We start from the raw sequence: 22,038 nt of genomic DNA on the forward strand, positions 1-22,038 counted from the left end.
GAGTATGTTTAAATTTAATAGTATTGAAGAGGCTATAGAAGATATAAGAGAAGGAAAGATTGTAGTAGTAATTGATGATCCTGATAGAGAAAATGAGGGAGATCTTTTAATGGCTGCAGAAAAGGTTACAGGAGAAGCTATAAACTTTATGGCCAAGTATGGTAGAGGTCTTATATGTATGCCAATTGAAGAGAAGAGAGCTAAAGAGTTAAATATTGGACCAATGGTATCAAATAATACAGATAATCATGAAACAGCATTTACAGTTTCTATAGACCATATTGAGACAACTACAGGAATTTCTGCCTTTGAAAGAGCGTTAACAATACAAAAGGTTTTAGAAGATGATAAACCAGAGAATTTTAGGAGACCTGGGCATGTATTTCCTCTAATAGCTAAAGAAGGAGGAGTACTAGAGAGAATAGGACATACTGAAGCTGCTATAGATTTACCTAAGCTTGCAGGGCTAAAGGCAGCAGGTGTTATATGTGAAATTATGAGTGAAGATGGAACTATGGCAAGAACTCCAGAGCTTATTGAGTTTGCAAAGTATCATAATTTAAAGATTATTACTATAGCAGATTTAGTTAAATACAGAAAAAGCAAAGAGCTGAAAGATACTTTAGTTGAAAGAGTAGTAGAGATAAAAATGCCTACAAGATATGGTGATTTTAAGATGTTTGGATTTATAAATAAATTAAATGGAGAACATCATGTTGCTTTAGTTAAAGGTGATATAAATGAAGAGACGCCAATTTTAGCTAGGGTACATTCAGAGTGTTTAACTGGTGATGCATTAGGCTCTAAAAGATGTGATTGTGGAGAACAATATGATTCAGCTATGAAGAGAATTGCAGAAGAAGGTTCTGGAATACTTCTTTATATGAGACAAGAAGGAAGAGGTATTGGACTTATAAATAAGATGAAAGCATATGCACTTCAAGATGAAGGATATGATACTGTACAAGCTAATGTGATGTTAGGATTTCCAGCAGATATGAGAAGTTATGATGTTGCAGCCGCTATTTTAAAGGACTTAGGAGTAAAAAAATTAAGTCTTATGACGAATAATCCAAGAAAGATAGATGGGTTAGGTGAATTTGGAATTGAGATAGTAGATAGAGTACCTATACAAATGAATCATAATGAGAAAAATGAATTTTACTTAAAAACTAAAAAAGAAAAATTAAATCACATGTTAAATTATTAAAATTTAAATAAATAAAAGATATGAAATATTAGGAGGAAATAAAAATGAGAACAATAGAAGGGAATTTAGTATCAAAAGGGCTTAAGGTAGGAATAGTAGTAGGAAGATTTAATGAATTTATAGTTTCAAAATTATTAGGTGGAGCTTTAGATGGATTAAAGAGACATGGAGTTGAAGAAAATGATATTGAAGTAGCTTGGGTACCAGGAGCATTTGAAATTCCACTAGTAGCTAAAAAGATGGCTCAAAATGAAAAGTATGATGCAGTAATATGTTTAGGAGCAGTAATTAAGGGATCTACACCTCACTTTGACTATGTGTGTTCTGAAGCATCAAAGGGAATAGCTTCAGTTTCATTACAAACTGAAAAGCCAGTAATATTTGGAGTATTAACAACAGATTCTATTGAACAAGCTATTGAAAGAGCTGGAACTAAAGCTGGTAACAAAGGGTATGATGCAGCAGTAACAGCAATTGAAATGGCAAATCTTTTAAAGAATTTCTAAGACTATGAATAAGAAAATTAATATTATATTTGATTATGATGGAACACTGCATAATAGTATAAAAATTTATGGACCAGCTTTTAGAAAAGCATATGAATATTTAATTAAAGAAGGGTATGCAGAAGAGAAGGTTTGGGAGGATAAAGAAATAAGTAAATGGTTAGGATATAGTGCAAAAGATATGTGGAATAACTTTATGCCTAATTTACAAGAAGAAGTAAAGAAAAAATGTAGTTCTATTATAGGAAATTCAATGATTGAATATTTAAGCCAAGGTAATGCAGAATTATATGATGGTACTATAGAATTACTTAAAGAGTTACAAGAAAGAGGATACAATTTGATTTTCTTAAGTAATTGTAAAATTAAATATATGAATGAGCATAATAAATTGTTTAAATTAGATAAATATTTTAATGATTTTTATTGTACAGAACAATTTGAATTTAAGCCTAAATATGAAATATTTAATTTTATAAAAGAGAAGTACCATGGTGATTTTATAGTTATTGGAGATAGATTTGTAGATATTGAAATTGCCAAAGTACATAATTTACAATCTATAGGTTGTTTATATGGATTTGGTAGTTATGAAGAATTAAAGGAAGCTACTTTTTTAGCAAAGGAAATTACTGAGTTGAAGGATTTAATATACAATATTAAATAGTAATATAATAAAGGAGTATTTAGTTTAACTAAATATTCCTTTAATTTTATGAAGTTATTTTTATTATAAATAATTATATTAAGTAATTTTAAGATGGTATAATTAGGTTGATTAGTTTATGTATTAGAAAGGTATTATTTTATGAGCAATTTATTAATAATAGAAGATGATGTTATGTTGAATCAAGGAATAGCATTTAATTTTCAGATGGATGGGTTTAACATTACTTCAGCTTTTACTTTAGAGGAAGCTAGAGAAAAATTAGATAAAGAAAACATAGATATTATAATATTAGATTGTAATTTACCAGATGGTAGTGGATTTGATTTTTGTAAGAATATAAGACAAAAGTATACAACTCCAATTGTATTTTTAACTGCATGTGATACAGAACTTGACATAATAACAGGGTTAAGGATAGGGGCAGATGACTATATTACTAAGCCGTTTAGTATTAATGTTTTAAGAGAAAGAGTTCTAACAGTACTTAGAAGGTGTGGTAAAAATAGCATATCTTCAAATATTATTAAAGAGGGGGAGTTTAAAATAGATTTAGACAAAATCACAGTACAGAAAAATGGAGAAAGTATAGTTTTGGCTCCTACAGAATATAAATTGTTAAAAAAACTAATTTTATCTAAGGGTGAAATTTTAACGAGACAAGTTTTACTAGAAGAGTTATGGGAAAATGAAGAATATGTTGAAGAGCATGCTCTAACAGTAAATATTAATAGACTTAGAAATAAAATTGAAGATAATCCATCAAAGCCTAGATATATTAAAACTGTGTATGGAATTGGATATGCTTGGACAGGTGAGAAGTATTGATAAGATTAAAGAGGATGTTTTTAAATAATATATATAGTATTTTTACTATTTTAGTTTCAATAATAAGTATTATATTTTTAATAATTATTAAGTTGAATATAAATTATATCATTACTACTAATCAGAGTATTTACAATGAAGCAAATAGTTTATTCTTTATAATTGGAATATTTATTTTAATAATAGCTTTAATTATTCTAGGGTTCATATATGTTGTTAGAAAAAATATTTTAAGTTTTTCCAACAATATGTGTGATATTATAGATAAAGTTATTTATAAAGAGGAAAATATAGAGTTTGTGGAAGATGAGGAAACTATATTTTCAAAGTTACAACATAAGTTAAAAAAGCTCGTTGAAATATTAGATAATAATAGAGAAGAGGCTTTAATAGAAAAAGAGAATATAAAATCTCTTATAGGAGATATTTCACATCAAATTAAGACGCCAATAGCTAACATTACTATGTATAATGATACATTAATTCAAAGAGACCTAAATAGAAATCAGCAAAGTATGTTTTTAAATAATATGAAGTTTCAAGTATCTAAGCTAGAGTGGCTGGTGCAAGCTTTGATTAAAATGTCGAGGTTAGAAAGTAATATAATATCGCTAAATAAAGTTAATAGCACTTTAAGTGATACTATAGCTAATGCTTTAAGTGGAGTGTACTTAAAGGCTGAAGAGAAAGAGATTGACTTAGAAATAGAATGTCCAACATTTATAAAGGCAAATCATGATAAAAAGTGGACTAGTGAAGCTTTGCTTAATATTATTGAAAATGCAGTAAAATATACTGATAATGGCGGTAGAATTAGTATTTCTGTTGAGGAATGGGAGTTATTTACTAAGATAGATATTATGGATACAGGTATAGGAATTTCTGAAGAAGATATAAATAATATATTTAAAAGGTTTTATAGGAGTAGAGAGGTATCAGAAGTTGAGGGGATAGGAATAGGATTATATTTAACTAATGAGATCATAATAAAACAAGGGGGATATATTAAAGTAAAATCTAAAAAAGGAAAAGGAACAACTTTTTCAGTATTTTTACAAAGATAAAGTAAAAAAACAACGCTTAAGTAAAATTAAGCGTTGTTTTATTTTAATTTTATTCTAAGCCTACAAAGTCAGATGGGAATGGAGCAATTACACTAACTAGTATAATATCTTCATTACCTGTATTTTTTAGACCATGTTGTGCATCTTTAGTAGATAAAAGCATATCTCCTTTAGTGAAAGGAACCTCTTTATCTTTTTCAGGGTAAACTACTCCAGTTCCTTGAATACAAATCCATAAGTCGTCTGATGTAGTATGCTTATGTGTAGGGATAAATTGATTAGGCTTTACAACCCAAACAGCAGCGGTAGTAGAATCGGAAGTATAAACTACTGTTTTCTTAGCTTCTTTATCATCACCTTGAGCAACTTGGCTTAATTTAAATAAACGATTTTCCATAAAATAAGTCTCCTTTAAAAAGTAATTCTTAAATAGGTTATGGAGTAATAAATAATATATACTTTGTATTTTCCTAGACTATAATAATATTTTTACAACCATTTTTTTCTGAAATATTTTTAAGTTCATCCATATATTTATCAGAAGGACTTGGGTGAGACTTTAAAGAGTGCCTTACTCCAAGATTTCTGAACTTTATAAGTTTATATCTTATATTTGGATCATATTTGTTTATAATTTCAGAAACTCTTTTTACTGTTTCTTCATTATTAAATATTTCAGGAACGATGACAGTTCTTACCTCATAAAGTTTACCTATAGAAGCTAAGTAGTCCAAATTTGATAATACATGTTTATTATCAAAATCTATATATTTGTTATGTATACTATTATCGAATGATTTAACATCAAGCATAACACCATCACAAAGTTCTAAAAGATTAGCCATTTCTTTAAAGTCCTTAGAACCATTACTATCAACAAAACAAGTTAATCCTAATGATTTAGCTTTAGTAAATAAACTTATCAAAAAGTCTTCTTGAAGAGTACATTCTCCACCTGATACAGTTATTCCTTGGATAAAAGGTTTATAGTTAGTTACTTCATTAATTATATCATCAGTAGACATTTTAGAAACTTTAGGACTACTGTTATTATTACATGCTTTTATACAAGCATCACAATTACAGCATTTTGTTTTATCCCAAAAAACTTTACTGTTATTTTGAGCAATAGCTCCATTAGGGCAAGCTGTGATACATGTACCACAGTTACCACATATATTTATTGTTTCAGGATTATGACAGTAGATACAGTTGAAATTACAGCCCTGTAGAAAAATAGCAGTTCTATTTCCTGGCCCATCAACAGAGCTAAAAGGAATTATATTATTAACGAATCCAGTCATTATCGTATCATTCTCTCAAGTACTTTACCGTTTTGAACTTGTCCTTGTCCTAAAACAACTGTATCTTGAAGTGTAGCTTCACCTCTATTTAGCTTTTCAATTTCACTTTTCTTAACTAAGTATCCAGTTATTCTTATTACATCAGCATCTGAAGAGTAAAGTGAGAAATATCTCATACCTTCTCTAAATGCACCTTGAATTATATTTAATATAAATTCAGGGTTGTTCATTGCATTCATTTCAAATGGGAATATATCACCAACACCTGATGGGAAGTATTTATGAAATCTAGCAGTTTGTTTTAAGTGCTTCCATAATTCAGGTTCTTCGCCTATTGGAATTCTTGAACCTGGGCTTATATTTATATCATCACCAATACCTACTTGAGCATGAAGTAAAAGTCTTTTGTTAGTAACTTTACAGTGTTTACTTTCAAAGTTATTTATGAAGTTTTCCATAAAGTCCATTATTCTAACGCCAAGATCATCAGCTTTTTTGCAGTGACCAAATTTGTCTTCTAAATTTTCAGCTTTAAGTAGGATATTAACAGCTTCAGCAAGTCCTACAAGACCAAACATAGAAGTAAATCTATCTTTGCTTATAAATCCTTCTTTTACTAAGAAGTTAGTTTCAAAGAAAGTACTTTCTTCAACTATGTATCTAATTCTTTCATTTATATATTCAGCCATACATTGCATAGCATTAGGTAATTTATCATTGAAGAAATCATCAATATCAGTAGCAGTAGAAGCTAAAGTAGATAATCTCATTCTAACTAAGGTATGAGCTCCACCGCCAACATGTAGACCATTGTAGCAGCTAGCAATTCCGTAGTTACCTAAATCTTCGGTAAACATTTTATGATTTGCAAAGCTTGGTTTAGCTGTAACTAATGCTGTTTTAATAGCTTCAATAGCTAAATCGGTTGGAGTTTCTTCACTATATTTTAAAGTTAAGTTAGGAATAGCATTTTCTAACTCTCTTTCAACTTCTAATATTATTTTAGCCGCCCTAGTTGGTTTTGGACCTAAGTTACCATGGCAGAAAGAGTCTGTTATAGTTCTATCTAATTGAGTTAAGAATAATCTAATTGCAAGCTTAGCTTCAGCTTCATCTACTATAAATGGCTCTAATAGGTAGTCTATATTACCAATGTAAACTGGCATTGAAGTGATTGAAGGAACATGTTTATACATTATTAATAAATTTGTAGTAGCTTCCCATATGTTTGTTGGAGGAGCTAATTCTAAAAATTTACATCCTTCTTTTATGAACTTTTCATAATCAGGAAGTATATATCTAGGTCTATAAGGTACATTACCTTCGAATAAATCACAGATTATACCTGCATCTCTTAGTTTTTGAGTTTCGTCAGAAATATTTAATACTTTTACACTATTTTCAGCATATCTAGCTAAAGATAATACTTTTTGTTCATATGTTAAAGTAACGTCTTTAACAATTTTTTCGATATCGTTCATATTGTCACCTCTAAAGTCATCTTATGTTCCTATAGATTATAACATATAATTAATTTATTTAATTATAGTAAATATCGGTTGGTACACTTTATTATTACATCTAAATTAATAGTGTTTTTAATATTCCAATAAATAATTAATGAAATTATTATAAAAATAATATATAATGAATGATAACGAACGCTATATAAATGCTTATGTTAGTGAGTTGCATTTATATAGCGTTCATTTTTATGTGGAAAATAATTTTTATTAAAGAGGAGAAATAATGTTATTTAAAGATTTAAATATAATAGAACCTATATTAAAGGCTATAGAAGAGTCAGGATATGAAAAACCAACACCAATTCAAGAGCAATCAATACCATCAATATTAGGTGGAAGAGATATATTAGGCTGCGCACAAACAGGAACAGGTAAGACGGCAGCTTTTTCTATTCCGATATTACAAAGAATAAGTGAAGAGAAGATGGTTAATAATGAGAGAGTGTTAAAAGCTTTAATAGTAGCTCCAACAAGAGAGTTAGCAATACAAATAGGTGAAAATGTTGCTACATATTCAAAGCATTTAGATATTAAAAGTACAGTAATATTTGGCGGTGTAAATCAAAGTTCACAAGTTAGAAAAATAAAATCTGGAATAGATGTTTTAATAGCAACACCAGGAAGACTTATAGATTTATCAAATCAAAGACATGTTGATTTAAAAAATGTTAAGTATTTTGTACTTGATGAAGCAGATCGTATGTTAGATATGGGAATGATTCATGATGTAAAGAGAATAATATCAAAATTACCTAAAGAAAGACAAAATTTATTATTCTCAGCTACTATGCCTAAAGAAGTTATGAAACTTGTAAACTCTATTTTGAAAAATCCAGTTAAGGTAGAAGTTCAACCAGTTTCATCAACAGTAGATATTATTTCACAAGGGGCATATATGGTCTCAAAGAAAAATAAAAAGTCACTATTAGTACATTTACTAAAGGATGAATCTATAAAATCAGTTATAGTCTTTTCAAGAACTAAACATGGTGCAAATAAAATAGCAAAGGACCTTAATAATGTAGGTATTGAAGCAGCAGCTATTCATGGTAACAAATCTCAAAATCAAAGACAATTAGCTTTAAATAATTTTAAAGAAGGTAGTTTAAGAGTTTTAGTTGCTACAGATATAGCAGCTAGAGGTATAGATGTAGATGAATTATCACATGTTATAAATTACGATTTACCAGATGTCCCAGAGACATATGTACATAGAATAGGACGTACAGGAAGAGCTGGGAGAGAGGGAGTTGCAATTACTTTATGCGATTCAGAAGAACTAGAAATATTTAGAAGAATTGAAAAAGTTATAGGAAAATCAATACCAGTACTCGAAGAAGAAAAGTTTGAAATAATTAATATAGTACCACCTGTCATAAAACAAGGTACTGATAAACATAAGAGTAATAATAGTAGAAAATCAAGAAGGTATCAAGGAAAAGGCAAGGAACAAAAAAATAGAAACGAAAAAATGAGTAATGGAAGTAGAGATAGAAAATATAGTACAAATAATAAACTAAATAAAAGGTAATAAATAATAGTCGTAATTATTTGCGGCTATTTTTATTAGAATAAAATATATGAAAATTGTTACATTTTATATGTAGAAATTAAAGAAGGTGTATATTTAGAATACTAAATATACACCTTCTTTAATTTAAGTGTAGGGATCTCTATAAGATCACCTATGAGGCACACAATTGAGTAATGCAATTTATATTACATTAGAGTGGTTTATGGTCATTTATAATTTTTGACACAAAAATGTAATTCTAATCATAAAAAGTATAATTTATAAAAAATGATGATAATTAGTACATTATAACTATCATCATTTAATAAATGTATGAGTATGAATAATTAATTTGTTGTTTTTATAAAGAATGCTATACCACAAGCGCCAGGACCAGCATGTACACCAACTGTACTACCTATTGCACTTATTGGACAATTTTTAAGATTATATGTCTTATCAATAAAAGTGGCGAATTGATTTAAATTAGATGATGAGCCAGTATATCCAAGAGTATAAGATCTAGTTTCATCTATTCCACCAGCTTCTTCTATTAAAGCTTTTATTTTTGAGTATGAATTATTAGTTCCTCTAGCTTTAGCAGCCATAGATACTGCACCGTCTTGAACCTTCACTATAGGTTTAAGATTTAATAGAGTACCTGCTAAAGCTGCAGCACTTGAAAGTCTTCCACCTTTTTTTAAGTATTCTAAAGTATCTACTGCAGCGAAAATACGAATATTTTGTTTTTCTCTTTCTAAGATTTCAAAAGTTTCTTCAATTGATTTACCATCATTTCTAAGTGAAATAGCATAATCAACTAGAACTTTTAAACCTAAAGTTACAGTTTGACTATCTACTATATAAATTTTTTCATATTCACAAATATTTTTCGCTATAGTTGCACTTTGATATGTGCCGCTTAAGGAGCTAGATAATGTGATTACAAGTACGGCTTCATCATTGTTTTTCGCTTTTTCAAATATTTTAAAGAAATCCTCAGGGGAAGGTTGGCTTGTCTGAGGTAAAACTTTTGCAGATTCTAATTTATTATAAAATTCCTCAGTACTTATATTAATTCCATCGTGGTATTCACCATCTTCAAAAAGAATACGAAGTGGAACTACTTGTATATTTTTTTCTCTTGCATCTACTTGTGTTATATCGGATGTAGAATCCGTAACTATATTAAAGTTCATAATAAACCTCCAAATTACTTTGATTATCAAATTAATATCATTTTAATTTAAAAATAAAATGATGTCAAGTATTTTGGGTATCAAACTAAAATAGTAATATTTTTGTTAGTTAAGTAATAGAAATAATAAATTTTAAGTTATTACTAATAATATAGACATAAATTAGTAGCAATTTATTAAGGGAAAATATGTTATTAGAGAGATAACAGATTTATAAGGAGGAGAAAGTATGAAAAAGTTAGATGGGAAAGTAGTTATTATTTATTTTTAAAAGTTTCATTAATATTTAATAAAATATAATTATTAAAAGTGATATAATTATATTTAAAATTATTAATTGGAGAAATTTATATGAGTTTTTTGACATTGGGAATTACAGCATTATCTGCATATGGCTTTTGTTATTATCAAAATAATAAAATACAAATAACAAGATTTAATATAGATTCAAGTAGTAATGATAATATAAAAGTTTTACAGCTTTCTGATTTGCATAGTAAGGAATTCGGAAAAGATAATAAGATATTGAAGGATATAATATTTAATGAAAAACCAGATATAGTAGTCGCTACTGGTGATTTAATAGATTCTAACATGAAAAGAATTGATAAAATAATTAGTTTTTTAGCTGAAGTAAATAATAATATTCCGGTATTCTATATTCCTGGAAATAATGAAATGAGATGTAAGAGAATTAATGAAATATTACATAAGTTAAGAGCTAATAATGTTGTAGTATTAGATAATGAAATAAAGACGATAAAGATAAAATCCACTATTATTAATATCTTAGGTTTAGTAGAAAATAGGATAGATAGTGGAGAATTATTTTATGAAAAAGTTAAGAGTAAATATGAGGGAGAAAAATCAGAGCTCTTACTAAAGAAGTTAGAAAATATGAATGGGTTAAAATTTGTATTATCCCATTATCCAGAAAATTATGATGCAAATGAAGATACATTATATAGTAGACACAACTTTGATATTATGTTTTCAGGTCATGCACATGGTGGTCAATTTATACTACCTTTTGTAGGAGGATTATTTGCCCCAGGGCAAGGAATACTACCAAAATATTACTCAGGGATGTATGGAGAAAATAATAAATTAATTGTAAGTAGGGGATTAGGGAATAGTGGTTTTCCATTAAGATTATTTAATAGACCTAATATAGTTGTTGTAGATATCCTAAGAAAATAATATTTGATTATTTTCTTAGGATTTTTATTATAAATATAACTTGTTTTTCATAATGATAATAGATAGGCATAAGTATTATAAGATATGCGTAGATTTACTTAAACTGTAAATGATGTTATTATTTATTTAGTATTAATTAGATGAGGTGAATAAATGGGAGCTGCTGTTTATAAATGTCCTAATTGTGGTGCACATGTAACATTTGATGCGCAGTCACAGAAAGGTAAATGTGATTATTGCCTAAGCACATTTTCAATTCAAGAGTTAGAAGATTATCTTAAAAAAGAAGATGATAGAAGTGGTGAATATAGTGAAGAACAGATATCAGATGAATTACGTGATGAAATAAATAATAATACAAGAGTATATAAGTGTCCAAGGTGTGGGGCAGAAGTGGTTGCGGATAAATCCACAGCAGCAACATTTTGCTATTACTGTCATGGACCAGTTATATTAACAGATAAATTATCAGGAGATTTCAAGCCTTCAAAAGTTATTCCCTTTAAGATTGATAAGAGAAAAGCAGAAGAAATTTTATTGAACTGGTCAAAGAAAAAATGGTTTATACCTAAGGAGTTTACATCAGCAAAGCAGCTTGAAAAAATAACTGGTATATATATACCATACTGGCTTTTTGACTGTGATGTAGATGGAAGCATGATGGCCATAGGAAAAAAAATAATGACTTGGAGACAGGGAGATTATGAATATACAAAGACTGATACTTATGAAGTATATAGAGAAGCTAAATTAAAATTTGATAATGTTCCTCATAACGCATCTTCAAAGGCAGATGATAAAGTTATGACAGCTATTGAACCTTTTGATTATAATGAGATAAAGGATTTTTCTATGGCATATCTTCCAGGATTTTTAGCAGATAAATATGATAGAACTAAGGAGGATGTATTACCTAGTATAAAGAGTACTATTAATAATTCTGTAAATAATATTTTAAGAAATTCTATTAATGGATATAGCATAGTAAGTGAAAGAAGTTTTAATAGTAAGTACAGCAATGCTAAATTTAAATACGCATTATTTCCTGTATGGATGTTAACTTATCAATTTAATAATAAAAATTATATATTTGCAATTAATGGACAAAGCGGAGAAGTATATGGATCTCTCCCAGTATCTAAAGGGCGTATAGGTATATTATTTACTATATTATTTGTGATTTCATTTATAGTAGCACTTATAGGAGGTATGCTTATATGAAAAAGATAATAAGTAGAGTTTTAGTAATTGCATTCATGATGATTTTATGTATTTCATTAAGTAGTAATATAAGTGCTGACCTTAAGAGAGTAGTAGATAACGCAACTTTATTTTCTGATGAAGAAATAAATAGTTTAGAAAGTTCTATTAATAAAATATCACATAAATATAATATGGATATAGTTATAGTAACAACTAATGATAATCAAGGTAAAAGCTCTAAGGAGTATGCAGATGATTTTTTTGACTATGAAGGCTACGGACTTGGTGATAAGAATAGTAGTATACTTATGCTTATAAATATGGATGACCGTGAAGTATATATTTCTACGTCAGGAAATGGTGAGAGATATTTTACAGATAGCAGAGTAGATAGTATTTTAGATGATGTATATTCATATTTAAGTGACGGTAATTACTCTAAAGGTGCAGAAATATTTTTAAAGGATACAAGCTATTGCTTAGAAAAAGGGATACCATCAAAACAATATACGGTTGATGCAAATGGTGATATTGTACTATCTACCGAAGCAAAAATAAAAAGAGTTTTTATTGCATTATTAATAGCGTTAGTAATAAGTTCAGTTATATGTGGAATTGTAGTTATGCAGTATAAAAAGCCAGCAGCATTACCTGAAGAAAATTACCTAGATAGAAATTCAATTAATTTTACTAGAAGAAGTGATAGATTTATAACGACAAATACTACTAGAAGAAAAATTCCTAAGAATAATGGTAATTCAGGCGGTAGTGGCGGAAGAACAACAACTCATACATCAAGTAGTGGAAATTCTCATGGTGGTGGAGGAAGGAAATTCTAAATAATTAAGAATTGTGAATTATTAATTATGGGGATGTCTCTAAAATGATTTTAAAAATAATTTTAGAGACATCTCATTTTTTCTTTTTAGGATAAAACAAGTAAAAATTTTAAAAATATTTTTTTAATATTGTATTAATTAATAAAAATAAATATTTATATTAATAGAAAATAGGTATATATTACTTGTTGTATTGGAAAAAATTATATATGATATGTTAAATTTAAGGAGAAAAATATGATTAAGTTAATTGTTGATAGTATTTGCGATTTGCCAGAAGAAATGTATGATAAATATGACATAGATATATTACCACTTAGAGTAATGATTAATGATAAAGAGTATTTAGATAGAGTAACTATAACGATAGACCAGGTTTATGAAGAAATGAGAAATGGTATTTTACCTAAAACATCTCAAGTATCGCCGGCAGCAATTTATGAAACATTTGATAGACATTGTGAGGAAGGTAATGATTTTATATATTTAGCGTTTTCATCTGTTTTATCTGGAACTTGTGATTTAGCAAAGAATATTTCAAAAGAATTTAAGGAAAGATATCCAGAAAGAAAAATAGAAGTTATAGATACAAAGGCTGGGGCCATAGGCATAGGAGTAATAGCTATGCAGGTAATAAAGCTTATTGAAAATAAAGAAAGCTTTGAGAATATTATCAACTATATTTATGAAATGACTAATCATATCGAGCATGTATTTATATTAGAAGATTTAAACTGGCTTATGAAAGGTGGCAGAATTAACAAGGTTCAGGCTGCTCTAGGGACAATGCTTGATTTAAAACCTATGTTAGATGTAAACAATGGTTATCTGGAAGTTATTAAAAAGGTTAGAGGGAAGAAAAAATCTATAAATACTCTTTTAGATATAGTTGAAGAAAGGATAGATGGGTTTACTGACCAGGTTATTGGAATAGGGCATGCTGATGATGAAGAAGCTGCAGAAGCGGTTGTTAAAGCTATAAAAGAAAGATTTGGAGAAGATACTAAATGTGTAATTACTAAAATAGGTTGTGTATTAGGAACTCACTTGGGAATAGGTGGAGTAGGAGTGATTTTCTTTAACAAAAAATTTGACTTTTATAATCAATGGTAAAAAATTACAAACAAAAACAGTATTAGCTTATTAAATAGTTAATACTGTTTTTATTTATAAATTTATTTGCTACAAAATGAGATGTGATAAATATGGGAAATTAATGGAACATAATTTATAGTTAGGAATAATATGTAGTATAAAAAATTTGGCTAAAGGAATCTAAAATAGTGAAAGTAAAAATATTTAATGGGAAAAATTTTAGAGAATTAGAAGATAGAATAAATAATTTTATTAAAGATAAGCGTGTTATTAGTATAAATTCTGAAACGACTTTTTGTGAGACGCGTGGATTAATATGGAGTGTGTTAATAGTTATTATTCTATATGAAGAAATTGATCATTGTGGATATTTAGATGCTAAATCATTAATTAATTTTGAAAAATATAAACTATAGTAAAAAAGGGAGTGACTAAAGATGAAAGTTGTTATACTTGCAGGTGGAAAGGGAATTAGAATGAGTCAATTAACAGTGGATACCCCTAAACCTCTATGTGAGGTTGGGGGTATGCCAATATTGTGGCATATAATGAAAATGTATCAGTATTATAAATTTAATGATTTCATTTTGTTATTAGGATATAAAGGGGAAAAAATAAAGGAATATTTTATGGATTACTACTGGAAAACTAATAGTTTTAAGTTAGATATGAATAGTGGAGATATAAAAGTGTATTCAGATCCTGAAGACTTTAAGATAACTTTCGTTGATACAGGTATTGATACAATGACTGGAGGAAGAATAAAAAGAGCTAAAGAATATATTGGAAACGAAACATTCATGTTAACTTATGGAGATGGCTTAGCTGATATAGATATAGAGGAATTATTAAAATTTCATAAGAAGCAAGGAAGGATAGCAACTGTAACTGGAATATATAAAAAGAGTCAATATGGCATTTTAACAGTAGGAGATGGAGTAGCTAAATCATTTGAGGAAAAGAAAAATACAGAAGAAATAATAAATGGTGGATTTTTTGTATTCGAACCAGAAATATTTAATTATTTAGAAAATGATTCAACATGTGTTTTAGAGCAAAGTCCATTGAAAAAGTTAGTTGCAGATAATCAGTTAGCAGTTTATATGCATAATGGTTTTTGGACTGCAATGGATACTTTAAGTGATATTAATAATGTAAATATAATGTGGAATGAGGGAAGGAGATTGTGGAAAATATGGTAGGTACAAATGATAAGTTTTGGAAAGATAAAAATATTTTTATAACTGGTGGAACAGGATTTTTAGGTAGCTATTTAACTAAGGCTCTTGTTGATTATGGTGCTAATGTAACCTTATTGGTAAGAGATGATATACCAAAATCTAATCTTTATAGTGGTGATGAATATAAATCCATAAATGTAGTACGAGGAAGTTTAGAAGATTATTATTTAATAGAAAGAATATTAGGAGAATATGAGATAGATACAGTTTTTCATTTAGCAGCTCAAGCAATTGTAGGCGTTGCAAATAGGAATCCATTAGGAACATTTATTTCTAATATTCAAGGAACATGGAATATACTTGAAGCATCCAGGAGAAGTCCATTAATTAGAAGAGTGGTAGTGGCATCTAGCGACAAAGCTTATGGAGATCAAGAGAAGCTTCCATATGATGAAAGTATGCCTTTACAAGGAAAACATCCTTACGATGTTTCAAAGAGTTGTGCAGATTTAATTGCTCAAAGTTATTATGAAACCTATAAGCTACCAGTTTGTATAACTAGATGTGGAAATTTATATGGTGGAGGAGATTTAAATTTTAATAGAATTATTCCCCAAAGTATTAAATCAATATTAAAAGGAGAAGCACCAATAATTAGAAGTGATGGTACCTTTATCAGAGATTATTTTTATGTTGAAGATGCAGTAGAAGCATATATTACTTTAGCAGAAAAAATTGAGGAGCAAAATTTAGGAGGACAAGCATTTAATTTTAGTAATGAAATTCAATTAACAGTTTTAGAATTAGTAGACAAAATATTAAATATTATGGGTAGTGAATTAAAACCTATAATATTAAATATAGGAAGTAATGAAATAAAACATCAATATTTATCTGCAAAGAAAGCTAGAGATATATTAGGATGGAATCCAAAGTATACAATAGAGGATGGATTAGCAAAAACAGTAAAGTGGTATAAAGAGTTTTTAGGAGATAAATAGGTATGAAAAAGAGTGTTTTTTGTGCTGTTGTTTCTAAGACAAGGTTAATTCAAGGTATTGCTTGCTTTTTATCTTTATATGAAACACTGGATGATTTCGTAATATATGTTCTTTGTGTAGATAATAAATGTTATGAATTCTTAAAGAAAGTTAATTTTGATAGACTAAGATTATTTACAATATCTCAACTAAATAGAGCTGATTTAATAGATTTAGAGGATAAGAGATTATTGAATCAATATTGTTGGACATTAAAACCAGGGTTTATAAGATATATTTTTGAGATGGATAACTCTATAGAAAGGGTGACTTATATAGATTCAGACCTATTCTTTTTACAAGACGTTAGAATAATTTTTGAGAATCAGCCTGAGGCATCTGTATTACTATCAAGTGGAGAAATATTTTTGCCTATGTATTCTAAGGAATTTAATCAATATATGCAGTATCTTACTGGTAAGTATAACTCAGGATTTATTAGTTTTAAAAACGATATAAATGGCATAGAGTGTGTAAAGTGGTGGGATAAGAAGTGTATTGAAAGTTGCACGGCAAATCCGGAAGATAATAAGTTTGGGGACCAGAAATATCTTGAGGATATGCCATTCTTATTTAAAGATGTTGAAGAGATTACAACACCAGGTATAAATATTGGACATTGGAATTATCCGAAATATAGATTTAGTGTTAGAGATAGCAATATAATGGTAAATAATGATAAATTGATTTTCTATCACTTTAGTGGTTTTAGAATAGTTAATAAGAATGATATAAGACAAATTCACGAAGAAGATAGAATAAATCAACCTTTTATATATGAAATATATAGAAAGCTATTAACTAATCTTATTGATGAAGTTGAAAAGATTGATCCGACATTTATAGAGTATAAAACAGTAGCTGAAGTTGAAGATAATTAACTAATAAGGTATAAGGAGATAGATTTTATGAGAGTGAGCGTCATAATTCCATCTTACAACTCGAGAGAAAGGTTATATTATAATTTAATAACTTTAAATAATCAAGATTGTGACTATGATACTTTTGAAGTAGTTGTAGTTGATAACGGATCTAATGATAACACAATAGAGATGTTAAAGGAGTTTGAATCTAAATATCCTCTTAAGTTTGTAAGAGTAAAGGAGAATAAAGGAATTGCACATGGTAGAAATGAAGGGGTAAAAAGAGCAGAAGGAGATATATTAATATTTCACGATAGTGATATGTTAGCACCTATAGATTTCATAACCAGACATTTAAAGCACCATGAAGAAGGAAATATAGTTGTATGTGGTGTTCCATGGAAGCGAATAAATACTTTTTATTATAAAGAATTAGAGAAAGCTGGTTTGAATTATAAAGATGATATATTACCTATATATGGAATGGATATAGATGATATTAAGATGGACAAGCAACCATTAATAAGTAGTGAATCTATAGTAGATAGAAGTTATTTAAATTATATTTATAATTTAGATACAGATTTTATGAAAATTTTAAAAGGTATATTAGATAGATACGGAGATAATTTTAGAGACTATGCTTTACCATGGAGATTTTTCATAACTAATAACGTTTCTGTAGAAAGAAGTAGAGTTATACAGGTTGGTATGTTTGATGAAAGTATAGTTGGTTATGGGTATGAAGATTATGATTTAGGTATACGACTATATAAATCTGGAAGTAAATTTGTATTTGATAAAGATATTTTAAATGTTCATCAGGAACATCCAAGTAATATAAGAATAAGCGAAGCTCATGATAATGTGAATTATATATGTAGTAAATATAATAATGTATATTTCTTAGATGTAATATTAGTTTGTGTATCATATGTAACCTCTATTGATGGAAGTACTATTAACGAATTAGTAATTGATATAAATAATATGCTTCCAGTTACTTCGTTTAGGAGATTATTAGAGATATTTTTAGAACTAATTCAAACTTGCAGAAAACGCTTCTTTGTAGAAGGAGTTAAAGATAGATATAGTATTATGCCTAATATTTATATAAACCTAGAAGAATTAATAATGGAATTAAAATATTTAAGAGATAAGTTTGGAATTAAATATTTTACAGAAGCAATGCTAGCATTAATAAGAGATATATACAGGATTTAGTATGGTTTGTAAATAGTTAATAGAAAGGAGGAAAAGACATTGGAGAAATATCATTTCAGTATGATCTTATCAGAGCAACATTTATTCAAAGCTATACCTATGTATATTTCTTTACGTCAGTATTGCAAAAGTTTTAAGTTATTCATTTTATGTATGAATGAGTCGGTATATGCAATATTAAACAAGATAGGTTTTAAAGATATTATATTAATTCCAATAAAGTATTTAGAAGATAATAATTTTGAATTATTAAAAGCTAAATCAAATAGATCTTTTCATGAATATTGTTGGACATTAAAACCTATATTTTTATATTATATTATGAATCAGTATGATAAAGCTAAATACTATGCACATGTTGATGCGGATTTATTCTTCTTTTCAAATATAGATAATGTATTCGATGAAAATCCTAATGCTTCAATTTTCTTAACTCATCATAGAAATTCAGAAGAATTTAAACATTATTATGAATTAAGTGGAATATATAATACAGGATTTGTAGGATTTAGAAATAATAATGAAGCAAGGGTAGCAGTAAGATTATGGGGAGACAGATGTTTAAAGAAGTGTACTATGGAGTATGATACGGTTGATAAAACCTTTGGTGATCAACGGTATGTTGAAGATTGGGTAGATATATTTAAAAATGTACATGTAGTCAATTCTATTGGAGCTAATGTTGCATTTTGGAATATAAAAAATTATAAAGTTTCAAAGAGATATAATAATGTTTATATAAATGAAACACCATTAATATTTTATCACTTCTCAAGTGTAGTAATATTAGGACCTAGAGAATTCGATTTATGTTCATTTTATCATATAGATGACGAGAATATATTGGTATATATATATGACCCATATGTAAGATTATTATCAAATGGAATAGAGGGTATGAAGAAAGAATTTCCATGGTTTAATATAGGATTTGTTGATAGGAGAAATATCATTAATCTTCATAATTATAAGATATAGATAAAGGAGCTATTTTATAATAGCTCCTTTAATACATATTTAATTACATTGATTTATGGAATGTTCTGTTTATAACATCTAATTGTTGTTCTCTAGTTAATTTGATGAAGTTAACAGCGTATCCAGATACTCTGATTGTTAATTGTGGGTATTCTTCTGGGTGTTCCATAGCATCTAATAGAGTTTCTCTATCAAATACATTTACGTTTAAGTGTTGAGCTCCTTGAGAGAAGTATCCATCCATCATAGCACCTAAGTTAGTGATTCTACCTTCAGCAGTCTTTCCTAAAGCATCAGGAATGATTGAGAATGTATTAGAAACACCGTCTTGAGAATGTTCATATGGAATCTTAGCAACAGAGTTTAATGATGCTAAAGAACCACTGTTATCTCTTCCGTGCATTGGGTTAGCTCCTGGTGCAAATGGTTCTCCTGCTTTTCTTCCACATGGAGTTGTACCAGTCTTCTTACCGTAAACAACGTTTGATGTAATTGTTAATACTGATTGAGTATGTGTAGCATTTCTGTAAGTTTTGTTTTGTCTGATTTTGTTCATCATAGACTCAACTAACCATGCAGCAATTTCATCAACTCTATCATCATCATTTCCGTATTTAGGGAAGTCACCTTCAACTTCGAAGTCTACAGCTATTCCTTCTTCATTTCTTATTGGCTTAACTTTAGCGTATTTTATAGCAGATAATGAGTCAGCACAAACTGAAAGTCCAGCTATACCACAAGCCATTGTTCTGAATACATCTCTATCATGTAAAGCCATTTGTAATTTTTCATATGAATATTTATCATGCATGTAGTGAATAACATTTAAAGTATTAACATAAAGGTTAGCTAACCAATCTGTCATTGTTTCAAATCTATCCATTACTTCATTGTAATCTAAGTATTCATCAGTTAGTGGAATAGTCTTTGGTCCAACTTGAACACCAGACTTTTCATCTCTACCACCGTTTATAGCGTAAAGTAAAGTCTTAGCTAAGTTAACTCTAGCACCGAAGAATTGCATTTGCTTACCAACTCTCATTGCAGATACACAACAAGCGATAGCATAGTCATCTCCCCAGTATGGAGCCATTAAGTCATCATTTTCGTATTGAACTGATGATGTATCAATAGATACCTTAGAACAGAAATCTTTGAATCCTTGAGGTAATCTAGTTGACCATAAAACTGTTAAGTTTGGTTCTGGTGATGGCCCTAAAGTGTAAAGTGTGTTAAGTACTCTGAATGAGTTCTTAGTAACTAAAGTTCTTCCATCTAATCCCATACCACCGATTGATTCAGTAACCCAAGTTGGATCTCCTGAGAATAAATCGTTGTATTCTGGAGTTCTTAAGAACTTAACTAATCTTAACTTCATTACGAAGTGGTCCATTAATTCTTGAGCTTCTTCTTCAGTGATAACACCGTTTCTTAAGTCTCTTTCTATATATATATCTAAGAATGTAGAAGTTCTACCAAGTGACATAGCAGCACCATTTTGGTCTTTTATAGCACCTAAGAATCCAAAGTATAACCATTGGATAGCTTCTTTAGCATTTGTAGCTGGAGCTGATATATCAAATCCGTAAGTTGCAGCTAATCCTTTTAATTCTTTTAAAGCAGCTATTTGGTCAGATAATTCTTCTCTTAATCTGATAACTTCTTCATCTATAGTCTTAACTTCTAAGCTTAATTTTTGTTGTTCTTTATCTTGTATTAATCTGTCTACACCGTATAGAGCAACTCTTCTATAGTCACCTATGATTCTTCCTCTTCCGTAAGCATCTGGAAGACCAGTGATAACACCTGATTTTCTAGCTAATCTCATTTCTGTAGTATAAGCATCGAAAACACCTTGGTTATGAGTTTTTCTATATTTGCTAAATATTTCAGATATTCTTGGGCTAACTTCATATCCGTATGCTTTAGCAGCACTTTCAGCCATTCTTATACCACCATAAGGCATAACAGCTCTTTTTAATGGAGCGTCAGTTTGAACACCAACTATTTTTTCGAAAGCTTGATCTATATAACCAGCTTTATATTCATTTATTCCTGATATAGTTTCAGTATCTAAATCTAAAACTCCACCATTTTCTCTTTCTTTTTTGAAAAGTTCACTAACTTCTGCCCAAAGTTTTTTAGTGCCTTCAGTTGCACCAGCTAAGAAACTGTCATCTCCTTCGTAAGCAGTGTAGTTAGTTTGGATAAAGTTTCTTACGTCAACGCTTTTTTGCCATTGGCCTTTATTAAAGCCTGTCCATTCTTGTCTCATTGCTTATACCTCCGATTTTTCTATATATAAATTTAGTTTGTTAAAACGATGTCAATAATAATTCTTAATTAATAGTAAATTCATATATGATTCTATCATCAAATAAAGAATGTTTCAATAGGAAATTAAATTATAAATATATTTACAATATCGGAAATATTCTGAATATTCAGCTTTATGTTAAAAATATAACAATATTTTCTAAAGTACATTTATGCTGTAAGTAAAATTTGAGGAATTTAAAATTAAATATATTAGTAGTATTTTTTGAGCATTTTAATCATTACAATATAGAATTTATTCTAGTATTATGATATTAAGCA

21 protein-coding genes are annotated in these 22,038 nt (G+C 28.5%); 16 read left to right on the forward strand and 5 right to left on the reverse strand.

The features are described 5' to 3' along the window. The first annotated feature begins 4 nt into the window (after positions 1–4). The 5 genes from H8S10_RS07390 to H8S10_RS07410 all read left to right on the forward strand — a co-directional run bounded on the left by H8S10_RS07390 (position 5) and on the right by H8S10_RS07410 (position 4,275). Positions 5–1,210: a bifunctional 3,4-dihydroxy-2-butanone-4-phosphate synthase/GTP cyclohydrolase II gene (locus H8S10_RS07390; protein ID WP_186838441.1), complete on the forward strand. Its 1,206-nt coding sequence runs from the start codon at positions 5–7 to the stop codon at positions 1,208–1,210. Positions 1,211–1,254: 44 nt separating this feature from the next. Next, entirely contained in the window at positions 1,255–1,716 is a 462-nt protein-coding gene (gene ribE, locus H8S10_RS07395; RefSeq protein ID WP_186838442.1) for a 6,7-dimethyl-8-ribityllumazine synthase, read from the forward strand. A 4-nt stretch (positions 1,717–1,720) separates the two neighbouring features. Next, positions 1,721–2,383, forward strand: a complete 663-nt coding sequence (locus tag H8S10_RS07400) for an HAD family hydrolase (protein ID WP_186838443.1) — start codon at positions 1,721–1,723, stop codon at positions 2,381–2,383. Between the two features lie 141 nt (positions 2,384–2,524). After that, entirely contained in the window at positions 2,525–3,211 is a 687-nt protein-coding gene (locus H8S10_RS07405; protein WP_186838444.1) for a response regulator transcription factor, read from the forward strand. Continuing rightward, the gene (locus H8S10_RS07410; RefSeq protein WP_186838445.1) at positions 3,208–4,275 is read left to right on the forward strand and encodes a HAMP domain-containing sensor histidine kinase; all 1,068 of its coding nucleotides are present in this window, start codon (positions 3,208–3,210) and stop codon (positions 4,273–4,275) included. The genes H8S10_RS07405 and H8S10_RS07410 overlap by 4 nt, the downstream gene beginning before the upstream one ends. Before the next feature lie 49 nt (positions 4,276–4,324). Here H8S10_RS07410 and H8S10_RS07415 read toward each other — a convergent pair whose 3' ends face one another. From H8S10_RS07415 to H8S10_RS07425, 3 genes are all read right to left on the reverse strand, one after another. After that, entirely contained in the window at positions 4,325–4,672 is a 348-nt protein-coding gene (locus H8S10_RS07415; RefSeq protein WP_186838446.1) for a cupin domain-containing protein, read from the reverse strand. 73 nt (positions 4,673–4,745) lie between these two features. Further along, positions 4,746–5,582 carry a YjjW family glycine radical enzyme activase gene (locus H8S10_RS07420; protein ID WP_186838461.1) on the reverse strand — a complete coding sequence of 279 codons (837 nt, stop codon included), beginning with the start codon at positions 5,580–5,582 and terminating at the stop codon, positions 4,746–4,748. Beyond that, positions 5,579–7,060: a YjjI family glycine radical enzyme gene (locus tag H8S10_RS07425; protein ID WP_186838447.1), complete on the reverse strand. Its 1,482-nt coding sequence runs from the start codon at positions 7,058–7,060 to the stop codon at positions 5,579–5,581. The genes H8S10_RS07420 and H8S10_RS07425 overlap by 4 nt, the downstream gene beginning before the upstream one ends. 268 nt (positions 7,061–7,328) lie before the next feature. Here H8S10_RS07425 and H8S10_RS07430 point away from each other — a divergent pair, with 268 nt between their 5' ends. Continuing rightward, on the forward strand, positions 7,329–8,636 hold the full coding sequence (locus H8S10_RS07430; RefSeq protein ID WP_186838448.1) for a DEAD/DEAH box helicase: 1,308 nt from the start codon (positions 7,329–7,331) through the stop codon (positions 8,634–8,636). 329 nt (positions 8,637–8,965) lie between these two features. Here the strand turns inward: H8S10_RS07430 and H8S10_RS07435 are convergent, their stop codons facing one another. Further along, a complete protein-coding gene (locus tag H8S10_RS07435) occupies positions 8,966–9,817 on the reverse strand; it encodes a DegV family protein (RefSeq protein ID WP_186838449.1) in 852 nt (283 codons plus the stop codon). A gap of 351 nt (positions 9,818–10,168) precedes the next feature. On the opposite strand from H8S10_RS07435, the gene H8S10_RS07440 reads away from it, so the two are divergent. The 10 genes from H8S10_RS07440 (at position 10,169) to H8S10_RS07485 (ending at position 19,440) form a co-directional block, all read left to right on the forward strand. Further along, positions 10,169–11,017 (forward strand): metallophosphoesterase, encoded by an 849-nt coding sequence (locus tag H8S10_RS07440; protein WP_186838450.1) that lies wholly within the window; start codon positions 10,169–10,171, stop codon positions 11,015–11,017. A gap of 153 nt (positions 11,018–11,170) precedes the next feature. Beyond that, positions 11,171–12,238: a hypothetical protein gene (locus H8S10_RS07445; protein WP_186838451.1), complete on the forward strand. Its 1,068-nt coding sequence runs from the start codon at positions 11,171–11,173 to the stop codon at positions 12,236–12,238. Next, positions 12,235–13,059 carry a TPM domain-containing protein gene (locus tag H8S10_RS07450; protein WP_186838452.1) on the forward strand — a complete coding sequence of 275 codons (825 nt, stop codon included), beginning with the start codon at positions 12,235–12,237 and terminating at the stop codon, positions 13,057–13,059. The genes H8S10_RS07445 and H8S10_RS07450 overlap by 4 nt, the downstream gene beginning before the upstream one ends. 237 nt (positions 13,060–13,296) lie before the next feature. Further along, positions 13,297–14,172, forward strand: a complete 876-nt coding sequence (locus tag H8S10_RS07455; RefSeq protein ID WP_207731851.1) for a DegV family protein — start codon at positions 13,297–13,299, stop codon at positions 14,170–14,172. A gap of 170 nt (positions 14,173–14,342) precedes the next feature. Beyond that, entirely contained in the window at positions 14,343–14,570 is a 228-nt protein-coding gene (locus tag H8S10_RS07460; RefSeq protein WP_055266391.1) for a hypothetical protein, read from the forward strand. A gap of 21 nt (positions 14,571–14,591) precedes the next feature. Beyond that, complete coding sequence (locus H8S10_RS07465) at positions 14,592–15,356, forward strand: glucose-1-phosphate cytidylyltransferase (RefSeq protein WP_055266393.1); 765 nt, start codon at positions 14,592–14,594, stop codon at positions 15,354–15,356. Further along, positions 15,350–16,336: a GDP-mannose 4,6-dehydratase gene (locus H8S10_RS07470; protein ID WP_055266395.1), complete on the forward strand. Its 987-nt coding sequence runs from the start codon at positions 15,350–15,352 to the stop codon at positions 16,334–16,336. Before H8S10_RS07465 ends, H8S10_RS07470 begins: the two co-directional genes overlap by 7 nt. 2 nt (positions 16,337–16,338) lie before the next feature. Beyond that, positions 16,339–17,256 (forward strand): putative nucleotide-diphospho-sugar transferase, encoded by a 918-nt coding sequence (locus H8S10_RS07475; RefSeq protein ID WP_186838453.1) that lies wholly within the window; start codon positions 16,339–16,341, stop codon positions 17,254–17,256. Between the two features lie 27 nt (positions 17,257–17,283). Beyond that, entirely contained in the window at positions 17,284–18,462 is a 1,179-nt protein-coding gene (locus tag H8S10_RS07480) for a glycosyltransferase family 2 protein (protein ID WP_055266399.1), read from the forward strand. A 39-nt stretch (positions 18,463–18,501) separates the two neighbouring features. Next, the gene (locus tag H8S10_RS07485; protein ID WP_055266401.1) at positions 18,502–19,440 is read left to right on the forward strand and encodes a hypothetical protein; all 939 of its coding nucleotides are present in this window, start codon (positions 18,502–18,504) and stop codon (positions 19,438–19,440) included. A 43-nt stretch (positions 19,441–19,483) separates the two neighbouring features. Here the strand turns inward: H8S10_RS07485 and pflB are convergent, their stop codons facing one another. Next, positions 19,484–21,715 (reverse strand): formate C-acetyltransferase, encoded by a 2,232-nt coding sequence (gene pflB / locus H8S10_RS07490; RefSeq protein WP_186838454.1) that lies wholly within the window; start codon positions 21,713–21,715, stop codon positions 19,484–19,486. Between the last annotated feature and the right edge of the window lie 323 nt (positions 21,716–22,038).

This window comes from Clostridium sp. NSJ-49, assembly GCF_014287725.1.
GTDB lineage: Bacteria > Bacillota > Clostridia > Clostridiales > Clostridiaceae > Clostridium > Clostridium disporicum_B.